Origin of the sequence: Bordetella genomosp. 1, from assembly GCF_002261335.1 — a bacterium.
Lineage (GTDB): Bacteria > Pseudomonadota > Gammaproteobacteria > Burkholderiales > Burkholderiaceae_B > Bordetella.
On record NZ_NEVL01000003.1, the window covers coordinates 661,352 to 678,602 of the forward strand.

The following is a 17,251-nucleotide window of genomic DNA, read 5'->3' on the forward strand; positions in this document are numbered from 1 at the left end:
GCGCTTACCAGGGGAAGTCGATCAGCTCGCCGTAGAGCCGGCGCAGCGTGGCCTTCACCTCGGGCGACTGCTGGTAGATCTGGATGAACTGCAGCAGGCGCGGGTCCTGTGCCTTGGCGGGCGTGGTGACCCAGCGGATCGCGTAGCGGCGCACCGCCTCCGGATCCTTGTTGTCGAAGGCCAGGCCGTCTTTCTCGTCGATGCCGGCGTGCTTGGCGAAGGTGGTGTAGGTCACCGAGGCGGTCACGTCATCGAAGGTGCGGGCCGATTGCGAGCCCTCGATTTGCACCAGCTTGATGTTGCGCGGATTCGCCGTGATGTCGTCGATGCGGGCCTGGTGACCCACGCCGGGCTTGAGCTCGATCAGCCCGATACGCTGCAACAGCAGCAGCGCACGGCCGGTGTTCACCGGGTCGTTCGGCACCGCGATGGTGGCATTCTGGGGGATCGTGTCGCCCTTCTTCAGCTTCTTGCTGAACAGGCCGATGGTGGTGGAATAACCATAGGCGATGGGCGTGAGCGAGGTGCCGCGGCGCTGGTTGAACAGCTCGAGAAACGGCGCGTGCTGGAAGAAGTTCGCGTCGATCGACCCATCGGCCACCGCGATGTTGGGCAGCACCCAGTCGTTGAACTCCACCAGCTTCACCTCCAGGCCCTGCTTGCGCGCCTGGGCGATGGCGATCTCGGTGGCCTCGTTCGCCACGCTGGGGATCACGCCGATCGTCAGCGGCCTGGCGGCCTTGGCGGGCTCGGCGGCCTGGACGGCGGGAATCATCGCGGCGGCGGCCAGGGCGGCGGCCGCGCGCAGGAACTGGCGGCGATACGAAAAGGACATGACGAACCCGGAGAGGCGCCCCGCCACATGCGGGACATCTGCGCATTGTGCCCCAGCCGCGGGCCGCGACGCCTATTCCCGTGCGGCCGGCAAGGACAAGTCGGCGGCGCGCAGCCGGTAGAGCACGTGCGGCGCGAGCGGATGCCGCGGGGCCAGTTGCGGATGCAGGAAGTCCTCGCGCGCATCGTGGCGCATGCCCAGGCGCGCCATCACCGCGCGCGAACGCCGGTTGGCCGCCGTGGTGAAGGCCACGATCTCGGCCAGGCCCACGCTGTCGAACCCGTGCTCGAGCGCGGCACGCGCCGCCTCGGTGGCGAAACCCAGGCCCCAGAACGGCTGGGCCAGGCGCCAGCCCACCTCGACGCAGGGCGTGAACGGCGCATCGAAGCGCGGCCGGGACAAGCCGACGAAGCCGATGAAGGGGGCACCGCCGCGCACCTCCACCGCCCACAGGCCGAAGCCTTCCTGCGCCAGGTTGGCGCGGATGCGGGCGGCCAGCGCGTCGCTGCCGGCGCGGTCCAGCGTCCCGGGAAAGAATGCCATCACGCGCGGATCGGCGTTGAGCTCGGCGAAGGCCGGCAGATCGGCATCTCGCCAGGGGCGCAGCAACAGCCGCGGGGTGGTCAGGGAAAAGCTCATATCGGCGGCGCGGGCCCGATGGGCCGGCGGAACGCGGCCCGAGGCGCGGATCGTAAACGAAGTTCCGGCGCGGCACCACCGCGGCATGCCGGCGGCGCCGCAGCGCGGCCGCCCATGACGCGGACTCAGGGCAAACCCGGATTCGCACGCTATCATAGGCGCTTCGCAGCACACCCGACGCCTGCTTCGCAACCGGAGTATCCATGACCGACCGTACCCTCATCATCCTGGCCGCCCTGAACATGATCGTGGCGGTGGGCGCGGGGGCCTTCGGTGCGCATGGGCTCAAGCAGACGCTCGGCACCGACATGCTGGCGGTCTGGCAGACCGGCGTGCAATACCACCTGATCCACGCGCTCGGCCTGTTCGCCATCGCGCTGATGGGTGCGCGCTTCGCCTCGCCGCAGCTCGCCATCGCGGGCTGGCTCATGTTCGCCGGCATCGTGCTGTTCTCCGGCAGCCTCTACGCGCTGGCGCTCACCGGCACCCGCATCCTCGGCATCATCACGCCGATCGGCGGCACCGCCTTTCTCGCGGCCTGGGCCCTGGTGGGCTGGGCGGCCTGGCGCGGTCCCGCGCAAGGCCTGTAGCCCCCGCGCGGCGCACGCGCCGCTTCCTGCCGATGGCGCGCCCGGCGACGGCGCGCGGTTCTCTTTCTGTGTTCGGTGACCATGGACTCCGCAGTTCGCACCTCCACTCCGCTTGCCGGCATACTCTGCGTGGTGGGCGGCATCTTCTGTCTCACGCTCTCGGACGCCCAGGCCAAGTGGCTGGGCGAACACTACAGCCCGATCCAGATCCTCTTCATGCGCGCGCTGATCGCGCTGCCCGTGGTGCTGGCGGTGGTGGCCACGCTGGGCGGGCGCCGCAGCCTGCGCACGCAGTATCCGCTGATCCACCTGCTGCGCGGCGCCATCAACATCGTGTCGGCGAGCTGTTTCTACATCGGCCTCACGCATCTGCCGCTGGCCGAGAACACCGCCATCGCCTTTGCCGCGCCGCTGTTCGTGACCGCGCTGTCGGTGCTGCTGCTCAAGGAAAAGGTCGACGGCGCGCGCTGGCTGGCCGTGGCCGCGGGGTTCGCCGGGGTGCTGGTGATCGTGCGCCCGGGCTCGGGCAGCTTCCAGGTCGAGGCGCTGTGGCCGCTCATCACCGCCTTCCTCTACGCCGTGATGATGATCACCGCGCGCGCGATCGGCCGCGGCGAGAGCATGCTCACCACCATGTTCTACATCGTGGCCGGCCAGCTGCTGTGCAGCGCCGTGGTGGTGCCCTGGTTCTGGACCGCGCCGGCCGCCGAGCACCTGCCCTACTTCGCGGGCGTGGCCTTGTTTTCGACGCTGGGTCTGACGCTCATCACCCAGGGCTTTCGCATCGGCCCGGCCTCGGTGGTCGCGCCGTTCGACTACACCGGCCTGATCTGGGCCACGCTGCTGGGCTGGATCGTCTGGAACGAGCGCCCCGACGTGCAGGCCTACGTGGGCGCGCTCTTCATCGCCGGCAGCGGCCTCTACATCGCACTGCGCGAGACCGGCGGCGCCCGGCGCCGGCGCAAGCGCGCCTGAGCGCGCCCGCCGCTACTCCAGCGGCGGATCGAAGTGGCGGTCGAGCACGGCCGCCAGATGCGGCTCGAGCGCCGCCACCTCGGCCGCCGCGTAGAGCTGCGGGCAGGCCGAGCGGAACCACGCCGGGCCCGGCCGCCAGCGCGTCATCACCGCCACGTACAGGTCGAGCGCGGAAAAATACGTGCCCAGCACATGCGGGGCGCCGGCCTGGCGTTCGATCTCCTGCCACAGCAGCGCGCGCCGGTCGTGCACCTTGACCCGCAACAGGTCGGCGGCCGCGCCGGGGCCGACCCATTTGGCCGGATCGTCGCCATAGGTGAAGGTCGGATAGACCGAGCCGACCAGCCGCTCCAGCAGGTTCCAGAAGCGGGACCGCGCGGCCGTGCCGGGCGGCGGCACCAGGGCCGCCTGCGGCGCCACGTCGTGCAGGTGCAGGATCATGGCCGCGCTTTCGGTCATGATGCTGCCATCGGGCAGCACCATCGTCGGCACCTGTCCGCTGGCGTTCAGCCGCAGCAGGCGGTCGCGCCCCGGGCCGGGCTTGAGATAGGGAATGTCGGTGAGGGTGTAAGGCACGCCGGCCAGCCGCAGCGCGGCCTCGACGATGGCCGAACCGCAGCCGCGCGAGCCGATCAGTTCGTAGGCGTTGTGGGCGGGGGCCGCGGGGGCCGCCGTGTCGCGGGATTCATGCATGATGCGCTCCCGGCGCGCCGGCCTGGCGGCTGCGCGCGCAACGTTTCCGGATGAGTCGGAGGCAGGCCGCCGGACGGCCCGCCTCCAGGCCACTATAACGCGCGCGCGGCCGGGCCGCGAGAGGTTGCCGCCGGGCTCAGGCGCCCGCCTGCACCGCCTTCAGGATACGGCCGAACAGCGCGTCCGCATGGGCCGAGTCGAGCCAGCGCACGATCGCCACCATGCGTTGCTCGGGCGCCACCCAGGTGAACGAACTGCCGGCGCCCACGCCGAAGAAGCTCGATGCCGGCAGGCTCGGGAACATCTTGCGCTCGTGGTTGAGCCAGATCAGATAGCCGTAGTACGGCGCGATGTCGACCGGCGTGCGCATGGCGGCGATCCACTCGCGCGACAGCACCTGCTTGCCGTTGGCGCGGCCCTCGTCGAGCAGCATCTGGCCGATCAGCGCCTGGTCGCGCGCGCTGATCGACATGCCGCCGCCCCAGTGGGTGCCGCCGGGCACCGACTGCATGCGCTTGCCGTCGATCTCGACCCACGAGGTGTCGTACCCGACCCACTGCCAGTCTTCGCTGGCGCCCACCGGCCGCGTGATCGCCTCGCGGAACACCTCCGGCAGCGGTCGGCGGAACAGGTTCAGCAGCGCGAACGAGAGCTGGTTGATGCGCACATCGTTGTATTCCCAGTAGGTGCCGGGCTTCTGCAGCGGCCGCGCGTCGCCCTTCTTGCCGTCGGGCGGCACACCGAAGGTCACGGCGCGGTAGCGGTCCACCTGGTCGGGCAGGCCGAAGCGCTCGCCCTCCCATTCGCTGGTCTGCTGCAGCAGCTGCCGCCACGTGATCTCGGCATTCTGGCCTTCGTCGAAGCCGATGCCCGCGAGGCGGCTGCCGATGCGCTCGTTCACGTCGGGCAGCAGGCCACGGTCGTGGGCCACGCCGGCCAGCAGCGCCAGGTACATCTTGGCCACGCTGAACGTCAGGTCGGCGCGGTCGGGCTCGCCCCAGCTCGCCACCGTCTTGCCGTCGAGCAGAATCACGCCACTGTTGGGGCCGCGGTCGTGCACCGGGCCGTAGAGGCGGTTGTAGGGCGGCGGATCGTTCACGTGCACGCCCCAGTTGCCCTTGACGCTGCGGTCCCAGGTGGATTCGTGCGCCTCGGCGAACTGGATCGCCTCCTGCATCAGTGCGTCGTTCATGCGGTTTCCTTTGAAGAAGAAAGTTGCGGACTCAACGGGCCGGCGGCTCGGCGACGGCCAGCCGCGCCATGGCCGCGGCGATCCCGCCGGGCCGGTGCGGCACGCCCGCGGCGGCCAGCCCCATTTCGACGCCGGCCAGCGTGCCGCACAGCGTCAGGTCATTGAAGTGGCCGAGATGGCCGATGCGGAAAATCCGGTTGCTGAGCTTGCCCAGCCCCTGCCCCAGCGACATGTCGAAGCGGTCCAGGATGAGCTTGCGCAGCGGATCGGCGCCATGGCCTTCGGGCATCAGCACGGCCGTGAGCGCCGGGCTGTAGCCATTGGGATCCAGGCACAGCACCTCCAGGCCCCAGGCCTCGACCGCGGCACGCGTGGCCTCGGCATGGCGGCGATGGCGCGCGAAGACCTCCGGCAGGCCCTCGGCGCGCAGCATCGCGATGGCCTCGTGCAGGCCGTAGAGCAGATTGGTGGCGGGCGTGTAGGGGAAGTAGCCCTTGTCGTTGACCGCCAGCATGTCGCGCCAGTCCCAGTAGGCGCGCGGCAGCCGCGCCTGCTCGGCGCGCGCCAGCGCGCGTTCGCTGATCGCGTTGAATGACAGGCCGGGCGGCAGCATCAAGCCCTTCTGCGAGCCCGACACGCTCACGTCCACGCCCCAGGCCTCGTGGCGGTAGTCGATCGAGCCGAGCGAGGAGATCGTATCGACCAGCAGCAGCGCGGGATGGCCGGCGTCGTCGAGCGCGGCGCGCACGGCCGGAATGTCGCTCGTGACGCCGGTGGAGGTCTCGTTGTGGACCACGCAGACCGCGGCGATGTCGTGCGCACGGTCGGCGCGCAGCGCGGCGGCGATCTCGGCCGCGTCCACGCCGTGGCGCCAGTCGCCCGGCAGGAAGGTCACGCGCAGGCCCAGGCGCTCGGCCAGGCGGCGCCACAGCGTGGCGAAGTGGCCGGTCTCGGCCATCAGCACGTGGTCGCCCGGGGACAGCGTGTTCACCAGCGCGGCCTCCCACGCACCGGTGCCGGACGCCGGATAGATGATGACCGGGCCGCGGGTCTGGAACACCTCGCGCATGCCGGCCAGCACCTCGCGGCCCAGCTCGCCGAACTCGGGCCCGCGATGATCGATGGTGGGCTGGTCGATCGCGCGCAGCACGCGGTCCGGCACATTGGTGGGTCCGGGGATCTGCAGGAAATGGCGACCGGAGGGATGGCGATTCAGGGCGAGCATGCGTGGCCTCTCGTTAAATTGGTATACCAACAGCACGGCAGCAACCGGCAGGCGGCAAACCGCCCGCACTCCGCAAGGAGCGCAGGCAGGCCCGAGCCGGACGGGACATCGTCCGCAAGCACTCTACGCCTTTGTTTTCGCGCTGGGAATGCAGGGTATTCACGCATGATGCAAAGCCGGTCCACGGGACTATAGTGGCCGCTCCCCACCGCTGGAATTGGTATACCAATGCGCAGTGAGCCGCCCTCAGCCCTTGCCGATCCCGCCGCCGCCGCCCCCGGCCGCCGCAGCGCGGGCAGCACGCTGCCCGCCAGCGTGGCGCAGGCGCTGCGCGAGCGCATCGTGCAGGGCCAGTTCCCGCCCGGCGCGCGGCTCAACGAACGCGATCTGTGCGAGCAGTTCGGCGTGTCGCGCACGCCGCTGCGCGAGGCGTTCCGCCTGCTGGCGGCCGAGGGCCTGATCGAGCTCGAACCCAATCGTGGCGCGCAGGTGGTGGCGCTGTCCGAGCAGCGCATCCGCGAGGCCTTCGAGGTGATCGGCGGGCTCGAAGCGATGTCGAGCCGGCTGGCCTGCGAGCGCGCCACCGACGCCGAGATCGCCGAGATCCGCGCCCTCACCTACGAGATGATGGCGAGCCACGCGCGGCGCGACCTGCCCACCTACTACCGCCTGAACCACGAGATCCACGCGTGCCTGAGCAAGGCCGCGCACAACGGCCTGCTCAACCAGCTCTACGACGCCCAGAACGCGCGCATCCAGCACCTGCGCTTCGCGTCCAACGAGGATCCGGCCAAGTGGGACCAGGCCATGCGCGAGCACATCGACATGGCCGAGGCGCTGGCGCTGCGCGACGGCGAGCGGCTCGCCGCCATCATGCGCGGCCACCTGCAACGCAAGTGCGATGCCGCGCTGCGCGCGCTCGCCAGCCACGGCATCGTGCCGCCCGCCAGCGGCTGAGCCGCCCCGCAGTACCCAATCCAGCGGACCGGCGCCCACGCCGGCCACGGAGACGACAGATATCAGCAGTGCAGTTCCACGCAGCACCCGGCAGCATCTCGTCCAACCACACAGGCCTCGTCCAGAGGCAGGATCATGGGGAATCAGAACATGGCACTCTCGCCCGCCTTCACTTTCACCGGCCGCGCCGCGCGGCTGCGGCTGACCGCCTGCGCGCTGGCGCTGGGCCTGGCCGGCGCCCTGCCGGCCGCGCATGCGGCCAAGAAAGACGACACCGTGCGCATGGCCTACGACCAGGCGCCGGAAAGCGTGGACCCTTACTACAACAACGTGCGCATCGGCGTCATCATCGCGGCGAACGTGTGGGACACCCTGCTCTACCGCGATCCGGTCAGCAACGAGTACAAGGGCCAGCTGGCCAAGAGCTGGAAGCAGGTCGACGACAAGACGCTCGAGTTCGAGCTGCGCCAGGGCGTGAAATTCCACAACGGCGAGGAGTTCGACGCCGACTCGGTGGTGTACACGCTGAACTTCGTCGCCGACCCGAAGAACAAGGCGGTCACGCAGCAGAACGTGGCGTGGATCGACAAGGTCGAGAAGATCGACAAGTATCACGTGCGGCTCACCACCAAGAAGCCCTTCCCCGCGGCCAAGGAATATCTCTCCACCACCGTGGCGATCCACCCGGCCAAGTACTACCAGGAGGTGGGCCCGCAGGGCATGAACGCCAAGCCGGTGGGCAGCGGCCCGTACAAGGTCGTCGACTACCAGCCCGGCAAGTCCATCACGCTCGAGAAGAACACCGAGTACTTCAAGGATTCGCCCAAGGCCCAGCCCAAGGTCGGCAAGGTGGTGATCCGCTTCATCCCCGATCGCCAGACGCAGATGGCCGAGGTGATCTCGGGCGGCGAAGACCTGATCATGAGCGTGCCCAAGGACCAGGCCGAACAGCTCAAGAGCGTGCCCACGCTGCAGGTCATCAACGGCGAGACCATGCGCATCGTGTTCATGCAGATGAACATCCTCGACAACACCCCGCAGCCGGCGCTCAAGGACGAGCGCGTGCGCCGCGCCATCAACCACGCCATCGACCGCCAGGCCATCCTGAAGAACATCGTGGGCGAAGGCGGGTCGATCCTCAACGCGGTCTGCACGCCGTCGCAGGTGGCCTGCACGCAGGACGTGCATGCCTACAAGTACGACCCGGCGCTGGCCAAGAAGCTGCTCGCCGAGGCCGGCTACGCCAACGGTCTCGACATCGACCTGGTGGCCTACCGCGAACGCAACCAGACCGAGGCCATCATCAACTACCTGCAGGCGGTGGGCATCCGCCCGCGCCTGAGCTTCCTGCAGTACGCCGCGATGCGCGACATGATCCGTGGCGGCAAGGCCGCGCTCACGCACCAGACCTGGGCCTCCAATCTGGTGAACGACGTGTCCGCCTCCACGCCGGTGTACTTCGGCTTCGGCAACGACGACATCACCCGCGACCAGCAGGTCAAGACCCTGCTCGACAAGGGCGACGAGACCATCGACCCGACCGCGCGCGCGGCCGCCTACAAGCAGGCGCTCGGCATCATCGCCGACAAGGCCTACGCGGTGCCCCTCTGGACCCTGCCGGCCTACTACGTGGCCAACAAGGACCTGCAGCTCAAGCCCTACTCCGACGAGCTGATCCGCTTCTGGGACATGAGCTGGAAGTAAGCACGTGGGGCCCGGCGCGCGCGGCGCCGGGCCGCCGAACCTGGATGCAAGAGGTGGATGGATATGTTGGCTTATACGCTCAGACGCCTGGGCCTGGCCGTGCTGGTGGCACTGACGGTCTCGATCCTGGCGTTCCTGTTGTTGCACCTGTCGGGCGATGCGGCGCTGGCGCTCGCCGGCGAAGGCGCGCGCCAGGCGGACATCGACGCGGTGCGCAAGGCCTACGGCCTGGACCGCCCGCTGGTGGTGCAGTACGCCGATTGGCTCTGGCACGTGGTGCGCGGCGACTTCGGCATGTCGGTGTACTTCAAGACCCCCGCCGGCCCGCTGATCTGGGGCAAGCTCATCACCACGCTGCAGCTCGGCATGGGCGCGCTGGCCGTGGCGCTGCTGATCTCGATCCCGCTGGGCGTGCTGGCCGCGCTCTATAAGGGCAGCTTCATCGACCGCCTCTGTCTGGCCATCGCGGTGCTGGGCCAGGCGCTGCCGAACTTCTTCTTCGCCCTGATCCTCATCATGCTGTTCTCGCTCACGCTGCGCATCCTGCCGGTGTCGGGCAGCGGCAGCTGGCAGCACTTCGTAATGCCCTCGATCGCGCTGGGCTACTACGTCGCGCCGGCCTTCATGCGGCTCATCCGCGCCGGCATGATCGAGGTGCTGGCGGCCGACTACATCCGCACCGCGCGCGCCAAGGGCCTGCCGGCCGGCACCGTGATCTTCAAGCACGCGCTGCGCAACGCCATCGTGCCGGTGGTGGCGCTGGCGGCCGTGCAGCTGGGCTACCTGCTGGGCGGCTCGGTGGTGGTGGAGACCATCTTCGCCCTCGACGGCCTGGGCTACCTGGCCTACCAGAGCATCACCTACAAGGATTTTCCGGTGATGCAGCTGATCGTGCTGCTGCTGTCGGTGCTGTACGTGCTGCTGACGCTGGCCGCCGACGTCGCCAACGCCTGGCTCGATCCGCGCATCCGCGCCGCATAAGGAGGCCGCCATGGACGTCCGTACCCTCGCCTCCACCCCGGCCACGCAGGGGCCCGCCGCCCCCGCGGTGAGCCCGGCCGCCCCGCCGCGCCGCTCCGCCTGGTCGGCCCTGCGCCGCAACAAGGCCCTGATGGTGGGCGGCGGCCTGCTGCTCTTCATCGTGCTGGTGGCGCTGTTCGCGCCCTGGCTCGCCCCGCACGACCCCTACTTCCAGGATCTTGCCTACCGCACCGCGCCGCCCGTCTGGTACGAGAAAGGCACCTGGCTGCACCCGCTCGGCACCGACCAGCTCGGCCGCGACTACCTGTCGCGCCTGATGTACGGCGCGCGCATCTCGCTCCTGATCGGGGTGAGCGTGGCGCTGCTGTCGGGCCTGATCGGCACGGCCATGGGCATGGCGGCCGGCTACTTCGGCGGCCGCGTCGACCTGGTGGTGTCGTTTCTCGTCACCACCCGGCTGTCGCTGCCGGTGATCCTGGTGGCGCTCGCCACCGTGGCGCTGGTGGGCGGCTCGCTGTGGGTCGTGATCCTGGTGCTGGGCCTGCTCAAGTGGGATCGCTTCGCGGTGGTGATGCGCAGCGCCACCCAGCAGGTGCGCTCGCTCGAATACGTGGCGGCCGCGCAGGCCGCCGGGGCCTCGACCTGGCGCATCATCCGCGGCGAGGTGCTGCCCAACGTGGTGCCGCACCTGATCGTGATCGCCACGCTCGAGGCCGCCAGCGCCATCCTGCTCGAGGCCTCGCTGTCCTTCCTCGGCCTGGGCGTGCAGCCGCCGCTGCCCTCGTGGGGGCTGATGATCTCCGAGGCCAAGGCCTACATGTTCTTCTCGTTCTGGCTGATCGCCATCCCCGGCACCGCGCTGGCGCTGCTGATCTTCGCGATCAACCTGGCGGGCGACGGCCTGCATCAACTGCTCACGCCGCAGGAAAGGAGCTGACGTGGCACACGACTACGCATTGGAAATCGATGGCCTGTCGGTCGACATCGACACGCCCAACGGCACGCTGCACGCGGTGCGCGACGTGTCCTTCAAGGTCCGGCCCGGCGAGACGCTGTGCCTGGTGGGCGAATCGGGCTGCGGCAAGTCCATGACCTCGCTCGCCATCATGGGACTGCTGCCGCGCGCGGCCAAGCGCAGCGCCCGCCGCCTCGCGGTGCGCGGCGAAGACCTGGCCCACGCCAGCCGGCGGCGCGCCAACGCGCTGCGCGGCGACAAGATGGCCATGATCTTCCAGGAGCCCATGACCGCGCTCAACCCCGCCTACACCATCGGCACCCAGCTCACCGAGCACTACATCCACCACCGCAAGGCCAGCGCGGCGCAGGCGCGCGAGCGGGCCGCGGAGCTGCTGCACAAGGTCGGCATCGCGTCGGCCGGCGAGCGGCTGGGCCAGTACCCGCACCAGTTGTCGGGCGGTCTGCGCCAGCGCGTCATGATCGCGATGGCGCTGATGTGCGGGCCCGAGGTGCTGATCGCCGACGAGCCCAGCACCGCGCTCGACGTCACCATCCAGGCGCAGATCCTGCGCCTGCTGGCCGAGCTGCAGGCCGAGCTCGGCATCGCCATGGTGCTGATCACCCACGACCTCGGCGTGGTGGCGCGCATCGCGCACCACGTGGCGGTGATGTATGCCGGCCAGATCGTCGAGGAAGCGCCGGTGCACGAGCTGTTTGCCACGCCGCGCCATCCCTACACCCGCGGCCTGCTCGACTGTATCCCGGTGCCGGGCCGCAGCCAGCCCGGCACGGAGCTGGGCACCATCCCGGGCGTGGTGCCCTCGCTGGTGGGCACGATCCGCGGCTGCGCCTTCGCCGACCGCTGCCGCTACGCCACCCAGGCCTGCCGCGACGCGATTCCGCTGCACCATGCGCAGGGCCAGCACTGGCGCTGCATCCACGCCGAACTGGAGGCCGCATGAACGTCCCCGCCACGCCCCTGCTGCGCGCCCGCCAGGTGCAGCGCAGCTTCCAGATCGGTGCCGGCATGTTCCGCCCGCGCCGCACCCTGCATGCCGTCAACGGCGTCGACCTCGACGTGGAGCGCGGCTCGGTGCTTGGCATCGTCGGCGAGTCGGGCTGCGGCAAGTCCACGCTGGCGCGCCTGTTGCTGGGCCTGACCGCGCCGAGCGCCGGCCAGATCGAGCTCGACGGCCAGGACATCGGCCGGCTCGACCGGCGCGCCATGGCCCGGCGCGTGCAGCCGATCTTCCAGGACCCGTATTCTTCCCTGAACCCGCGCCGCAGCATCGCCGCCATCGTGTCGCTGCCGCTGGAGGTGCACGGCATCGAGAACCGCAGGCAGCACAAGGCCATCGAGATGCTGGAACGGGTCGGCCTGCCGCCGCGCCTGGCGCACAACACGCCCAGCCAGCTGTCGGGCGGGCAACGCCAGCGCGTGGCGATTGCGCGCGCGCTGGTCATGAAGCCCGAGCTGGTGATCTGCGACGAACCGACCTCGGCGCTCGACGTGTCGGTGCAGGCCCAGATCATGAACCTGCTGATGGAGCTGCGCCGCGACTTCAACCTCACCTATGTGTTCATCAGCCACAACCTGGCGGTGGTCGAACACCTCGCCACCCACGTCGCGGTGATGTACCTGGGCCGCGTGGTGGAGTCCGCGCCCACCGCCGAGCTGTATGCGAACCCGCGCCATCCCTACACCCAGGCGCTGCTGGCCTCGGTGCTCACGCCCGAGCCGGGCCTGGGCATCCCCGACATGGGCCTGGGCCTGTCGTTCCCGGATCCGGTCAATCCGCCCTCGGGCTGTCCGTTCCATCCGCGCTGCCAGCACGCCATGCCGCAATGCGCCGAGGTGCGGCCGCCGCTGGCGGCCGCCGGCGCCGCCGTCGTCGCCTGCCACCTCTATCCCGCCTCGCCCACCGCCACCGGAGCCACCCTCTCATGAGCCGCGATCTCGCCCTGGAAAATGCCGCGCACCGCTTCGATTCCGGCGACTTCGGCCGCCTGCTGGCGCGCCGCATCGCCATCCCCACCGAAAGCCAGAACCCCGATCGCGGCGCCGAGCTGGCGCGCTACCTGGCCGACGAGATCGAGCCGGCGTTCGCGGCCATGGGCTTCACCTGCCGCACCCTCACCCATCCCAAGGCGCGGGCGCCGTTCCTGCTGGCCGAGCGCATCGAAGACCCGGCGCTGCCCACCGTGCTGGGCTACGGCCACGGCGACGTGATCCGCGGGCTCGAGCCCGAGTGGCACGCAGGGCTGTCGCCCTGGGCCATGACCGAACGCGACGGCCGCTGGTATGGCCGCGGCATCGCCGACAACAAGAGCCAGCACAGCATCAACATGGAGGCGCTGCGGCTGGTGCTCGAGACGCGCGGCAAGCTCGGCTTCAATGCCAAGTACCTGATCGAGATGGGCGAGGAAACCGGGTCGCCCGGGCTGCGCGAACTGTGCGAGGCCGAGCGCGACGCGTTGCGCGCCGACCTGCTGATCGCCTCCGACGGCCCGCGCCTCGCGCCGGGCCGGCCCACGGTGTTCCTGGGCGCGCGCGGCAGCCTGAACTTCGATCTCACCATCGAGGCGCGCGCCGGCGGCCATCATTCCGGCAACTGGGGCGGCCTGATCTCGAATCCCGGCATCCAGCTCGCGCACGCCATCGCCACGCTGGTCTCGCCCACCGGCCAGATCCGCGTGCCGGAGTGGGTGCCGCGCGAGCTGCCCGAGTCGGTGCGCCGCGCGCTGGCCGACTGCGAGGTCGACGGCGGCAGCGACGGCCCGGAGATCGAGCCCTGGTGGGGCGAGCCGGGCCTGTCGCCGGCAGAACGCGTGTTCGGCTGGTGTTCGTTCGAGGTGCTGGCCTACAAGACCGGCAACCCCGAGACGCCGGTCAACGCGATCCCGCCGCGCGCGTGGGCCCGCTGCCAGCTGCGCTTCGTGGTGGGCGTGGATGCCGACGACCTGCTGCCGGCGCTGCGCCGCCATCTCGACAGCCACGGCTTTCCCATGGTGCAGATCGCCACCACGCGCGAGACCATGTTCAAGGCCACCCGCATCGATCCCGACGACGCCTGGGTCCGCTTCGCCGTGGATTCGCTGGCGCAGACCACCGGCAAGAAGCCCGCCATCCTGCCGAACCTGGGCGGCTCGCTGCCCAACGACATCTTCACGGAAGTGCTGGGCGTGCGCACGGTCTGGGTGCCGCACTCCTATCCCGGCTGCTCGCAGCACGCGCCCAACGAGCACCTGCCGCCCGAGCTGATGCGCGAAGGGCTGCTGGGCATGACGGGTCTGTATTGGGACATCGGCGCGGCGGCCGCCGAAGGGCGCGCGCCGCGCTGAGACGCCAAGGCCGGGCGCGCGGCCCGGCCCTTGGCCGCGACCGGGCCTACTTCGCCGCGGGCGGCGTCACGCGCAGCAGCGCGCCGGCGGGTGCGTCGGTCAGGATGTAGATGGCGCCATCGGGGCCCTGGCGCACGTCACGCACGCGCGCCTTGTGCTTGCCCAGCAGGCGCTCCTCGCGCACGATCCGGTCGCCGTCGAGCTGCAGCCGGATCAGGTCCTCCTCGGCCAGCGCGCCGATGAAGAGCGAATGCTTCCAGGCCGGATGGCGCTCGTCGGTATAGAACGCCATGCCGCTCACGCCGGGCGACTTCTTCCACCAATAATGCGGATCGACGGCGCCTTCCATGGTCGCGCCCTTGGCCTCGGGAATGCGCAGGCCGGAGTAGTTGATGCCATGGGTGGCGATCGGCCAGCCGTAGTTGGCGCCGCGCTCGACCAGGTTGATCTCGTCGCCGCCGCGCGGGCCGTGCTCATGCTCCCAGACCACGCCGGTCCAGGGATTGCGCGCCATGCCCTGCGGATTGCGCACGCCGTACGACCAGATCTCCGGGCGCACGCCGGCCTGGCCGACGAAGGGGTTGTCCTGCGGCACGCGACCCTCGGCCGTGAGCCGCACGATCTTGCCCTGCAGCTTGTCGAGCTCCTGCGCGGTGGGCCGCTGGTTGTTTTCGCCCAGCGTGATGAAGAGATAGCCCTTGTCGTCGAACACCAGGCGCGACCCGAAGTGATTGCCGGTGGAGAGCTTGGGCTCCTGGCGGAAGATCACCTTGAACTCGGTGATCGAGCGCTTGTCGTTGGCCAGCCGGCCATAGCCGACCGCCGTACCCGCCTTGCCGTCGCCCGCTTCGGCGTACGACAGGTATACGCGCCGATCCTGCGCGAAGCCGGGCGAGAGCACCACGTCGAGCAGGCCGCCCTGGCCCTCGGCCCACACGCGCGGCACGCCGGTGAGCGGCGCCGACAGCTTGCCCGAGCGGTCGAGCAGGCGCAGCCGGCCCGGCCGCTCGGTGATCAGCATGTCGCCATCGGGCAGGAAGGCCAGGCCCCACGGATGCTCCAGGCCGCCGGCCACCTCGGTGACCTGGGCCTGGACCTCCACCGGCTTCATGCTTTCGGTGGAGGCGGCCTGCGCGGCCGTCCAGGCGGCGCAGGCGAACACGAGCGCGGCGCTGGCGGCGAGCGCGACCCGCAACGAGACGGGCGAAGGCGCGGCCGAGGCGCGCACGGATGTGGGAACCGCAGAATCGACGGACGGACCGTGATACGTCATTGAAAACCTCCCCGCGACAGGTGGTTGGCGTATTGGAGAAAAATCCCGGCAGAAGCCGTCCGCGCAGGACGGTCGACACGAAGCGCTGGGGCCGGGCCGCGGGGCCACGGTCGGCACGAAGCCGCCGTCCGATTGGCGTACCATAACGCGATGCCCGGACAGATGCGGTCCGGCCTCTTGGAGATCACGTTCAATGAAACTGTACTACATGCCCGGCGCCTGCTCGCTCGCAGGCCACATCGTGCTCGAATGGGCCGGCAAGCCTTATGAAACGCAGCGCGTGGCGCGCGAGGAGCTCAAGCAGCCCGCGTATCTCGAGGTCAATCCGCTGGGCGCCGTGCCCGCCCTCACCGACGGCGATCTCACCCTGACGCAGAACGCCGCCATCCTCGAATACATCGCCGAACAGGCGCCCGCCGCGCTGCAGCTCCTGGGCGACGGCAGCGCGCGCGGCCGCGCCGAGGTGCGCCGCTGGGTCGGCTTCATCAACTCCGACGTGCACAAGACCTTCTCGCTGGTGTTCGGCCCGCAGCGCTACGTCGAGGACGAGGCCGCGCAAGCCCAGCTGCGCGGCGCCGCCGCGGCCCAGCTGCGCAATCTGTTCGGCGTGATCGACCAGCAGCTCGCCGGCCGCGACTACCTCACCGGCGCCAAGCCCTCGATCGCCGACGCCTATCTGTATGTGGTGCTGCGCTGGGCCCACGCGAAGGAGATCGACCTGTCGGGCAAGGACCACCTCGCCGCCTTCTTCAAGCGCATGTCCGCCGACCCGAAGGTCCAGGCTGCGCTCAAGGCCGAAGACCTGCAGTGACACGGCCGCCGCGCCAATGAAAAGCGGGAGCCCGAGGCTCCCGCTTTGCTTTTGTTGCGTGCGCAATCAGAGCGGCTTGCGCGGCAGCGCGTCGCCCGGGCCCACGCGCTCGGTGATGAGCGAGTAATGCTCCGGCCGGCGGTGGCGCGCGAAGTCGAACACGTTGCGGCGGAAGGTCTCGGCCAGGTCCAGGTCGGCGCTCACCGCGATGACTTCGTCGTCTTCGGTCACGGTCTGCGCGGCGATTTCGCCCGTGGGCGCCACGATCACCGAGCCGCCGATCATGTGGTGCCCGTCTTCGGCGCCGCACTTGGCGGCGGCCGCGGCCCAGACGCAGTTCTGGTAGGCGCTCGCCTGCAGGGTGATCAGATGATGATGCATGCGCAGGTGCACCGGCTCCGGCCAGTGGATGTTGTGCGACGGCGTGTTGTAGCCCAGCACCACGACTTCCGCGCTCTGCAGCGACATCATGCGCCAGGTCTCGGGCCAGCGGCGGTCGTTGCACAGGCACATGCCCACGCGCGCGCCGAGCGCATCCCACACGCCGAAGGGCTCGTCGCCCACGTTGAAGAACTTCTTCTCCAGATGCTGGAACGGCGCGTCCGGCTTGTGGTCGTCGTGGCCCGGCAGGTGGATCTTGCGATACTTGCCCACGATGGCGCCCGCCTTGTCGACCAGGATCGCGCTGTTGAACGGCACGCCGTCGGGCGTGAGTTCGGCGTAGCCCAGGTAGAAGCCCACGCCGAGGCGGCGCGCCTCGTCGAACAGGGGCTGGACCTGCGCATTGGGCATGGTCGGCTCGAAGAAGCGGGCCTGGGCCTCCTCGTCGCTCATCCAGTAGCGCGGGAAGAAGGTCGTGAGCGCCAGCTCCGGAAACACCACCAGCTCGGCGCCGCGGCCATGGGCCTCGCGCAGCATCTCCACCAGGCGCTTGACCACGCGTTCGCGCGTGTCGGCCAGATGCACCGGCCCCATCTGCGCCACCGCCAATCCGATCCTGCGCTTGCCCTTCCCCGTCTCGCTCATTGTGCTGTTCCTCGTCCTGCGGGCGCGCGGCAACGTGCCGCCTGCCCAGTC

17 protein-coding genes are annotated in these 17,251 nt (G+C 70.0%); 10 read left to right on the forward strand and 7 right to left on the reverse strand.

The window, feature by feature from the left end:
• Window positions 1-4: 4 nt before the first annotated feature.
• Window positions 5-835: a MetQ/NlpA family ABC transporter substrate-binding protein gene (locus tag CEG14_RS11460; protein WP_373454191.1), complete on the reverse strand. Its 831-nt coding sequence runs from the start codon at window positions 833-835 to the stop codon at window positions 5-7.
• Window positions 836-907: 72 nt separating this feature from the next.
• Window positions 908-1,474, reverse strand: coding sequence for a GNAT family N-acetyltransferase (locus CEG14_RS11465; protein WP_094826485.1), 567 nt, complete (start codon window positions 1,472-1,474; stop codon window positions 908-910).
• A 203-nt stretch (window positions 1,475-1,677) separates the two neighbouring features.
• Between CEG14_RS11465 and CEG14_RS11470 the strand changes: the two genes are divergently transcribed.
• Window positions 1,678-2,064: a DUF423 domain-containing protein gene (locus CEG14_RS11470; protein ID WP_094826486.1), complete on the forward strand. Its 387-nt coding sequence runs from the start codon at window positions 1,678-1,680 to the stop codon at window positions 2,062-2,064.
• A gap of 81 nt (window positions 2,065-2,145) precedes the next feature.
• Entirely contained in the window at window positions 2,146-3,039 is an 894-nt protein-coding gene (locus CEG14_RS11475; RefSeq protein ID WP_094826487.1) for a DMT family transporter, read from the forward strand.
• A 12-nt stretch (window positions 3,040-3,051) separates the two neighbouring features.
• Here CEG14_RS11475 and CEG14_RS11480 read toward each other — a convergent pair whose 3' ends face one another.
• The 3 genes from CEG14_RS11480 to CEG14_RS11490 form a co-directional block, all read right to left on the reverse strand.
• Window positions 3,052-3,732 carry a glutathione S-transferase gene (locus CEG14_RS11480; RefSeq protein WP_094826488.1) on the reverse strand — a complete coding sequence of 227 codons (681 nt, stop codon included), beginning with the start codon at window positions 3,730-3,732 and terminating at the stop codon, window positions 3,052-3,054.
• A 136-nt stretch (window positions 3,733-3,868) separates the two neighbouring features.
• The gene (locus CEG14_RS11485; RefSeq protein WP_094826489.1) at window positions 3,869-4,924 is read right to left on the reverse strand and encodes a serine hydrolase domain-containing protein; all 1,056 of its coding nucleotides are present in this window, start codon (window positions 4,922-4,924) and stop codon (window positions 3,869-3,871) included.
• 31 nt (window positions 4,925-4,955) lie between these two features.
• Complete coding sequence (locus CEG14_RS11490; RefSeq protein WP_094826490.1) at window positions 4,956-6,149, reverse strand: pyridoxal-phosphate-dependent aminotransferase family protein; 1,194 nt, start codon at window positions 6,147-6,149, stop codon at window positions 4,956-4,958.
• Between the two features lie 228 nt (window positions 6,150-6,377).
• Between CEG14_RS11490 and CEG14_RS11495 the strand changes: the two genes are divergently transcribed.
• The 7 genes from CEG14_RS11495 (at window position 6,378) to CEG14_RS11525 (ending at window position 14,090) form a co-directional block, all read left to right on the forward strand.
• A complete protein-coding gene (locus CEG14_RS11495; protein ID WP_094826491.1) occupies window positions 6,378-7,106 on the forward strand; it encodes a GntR family transcriptional regulator in 729 nt (242 codons plus the stop codon).
• Between the two features lie 150 nt (window positions 7,107-7,256).
• Window positions 7,257-8,810, forward strand: a complete 1,554-nt coding sequence (locus CEG14_RS11500; RefSeq protein ID WP_256985659.1) for an ABC transporter substrate-binding protein — start codon at window positions 7,257-7,259, stop codon at window positions 8,808-8,810.
• 63 nt (window positions 8,811-8,873) lie between these two features.
• Complete coding sequence (locus CEG14_RS11505; RefSeq protein WP_094827505.1) at window positions 8,874-9,791, forward strand: ABC transporter permease; 918 nt, start codon at window positions 8,874-8,876, stop codon at window positions 9,789-9,791.
• Window positions 9,792-9,801: 10 nt separating this feature from the next.
• On the forward strand, window positions 9,802-10,728 hold the full coding sequence (locus CEG14_RS11510) for an ABC transporter permease (protein WP_094826493.1): 927 nt from the start codon (window positions 9,802-9,804) through the stop codon (window positions 10,726-10,728).
• A 1-nt stretch (window position 10,729) separates the two neighbouring features.
• Complete coding sequence (locus tag CEG14_RS11515) at window positions 10,730-11,710, forward strand: ABC transporter ATP-binding protein (protein WP_094826494.1); 981 nt, start codon at window positions 10,730-10,732, stop codon at window positions 11,708-11,710.
• Window positions 11,707-12,696, forward strand: coding sequence for an ABC transporter ATP-binding protein (locus tag CEG14_RS11520; RefSeq protein ID WP_094826495.1), 990 nt, complete (start codon window positions 11,707-11,709; stop codon window positions 12,694-12,696). Before CEG14_RS11515 ends, CEG14_RS11520 begins: the two co-directional genes overlap by 4 nt.
• Complete coding sequence (locus tag CEG14_RS11525; RefSeq protein ID WP_094826496.1) at window positions 12,693-14,090, forward strand: M20 family metallopeptidase; 1,398 nt, start codon at window positions 12,693-12,695, stop codon at window positions 14,088-14,090. The genes CEG14_RS11520 and CEG14_RS11525 overlap by 4 nt, the downstream gene beginning before the upstream one ends.
• A gap of 46 nt (window positions 14,091-14,136) precedes the next feature.
• Here the strand turns inward: CEG14_RS11525 and CEG14_RS11530 are convergent, their stop codons facing one another.
• Complete coding sequence (locus CEG14_RS11530; RefSeq protein WP_306437026.1) at window positions 14,137-15,318, reverse strand: PQQ-dependent sugar dehydrogenase; 1,182 nt, start codon at window positions 15,316-15,318, stop codon at window positions 14,137-14,139.
• A gap of 238 nt (window positions 15,319-15,556) precedes the next feature.
• On the opposite strand from CEG14_RS11530, the gene CEG14_RS11535 reads away from it, so the two are divergent.
• Complete coding sequence (locus tag CEG14_RS11535; RefSeq protein WP_094826497.1) at window positions 15,557-16,174, forward strand: glutathione S-transferase family protein; 618 nt, start codon at window positions 15,557-15,559, stop codon at window positions 16,172-16,174.
• Window positions 16,175-16,240: 66 nt separating this feature from the next.
• Here the strand turns inward: CEG14_RS11535 and CEG14_RS11540 are convergent, their stop codons facing one another.
• Window positions 16,241-17,200 carry an N-carbamoyl-D-amino-acid hydrolase gene (locus CEG14_RS11540; RefSeq protein WP_094826498.1) on the reverse strand — a complete coding sequence of 320 codons (960 nt, stop codon included), beginning with the start codon at window positions 17,198-17,200 and terminating at the stop codon, window positions 16,241-16,243.
• Window positions 17,201-17,251: the final 51 nt, after the last annotated feature.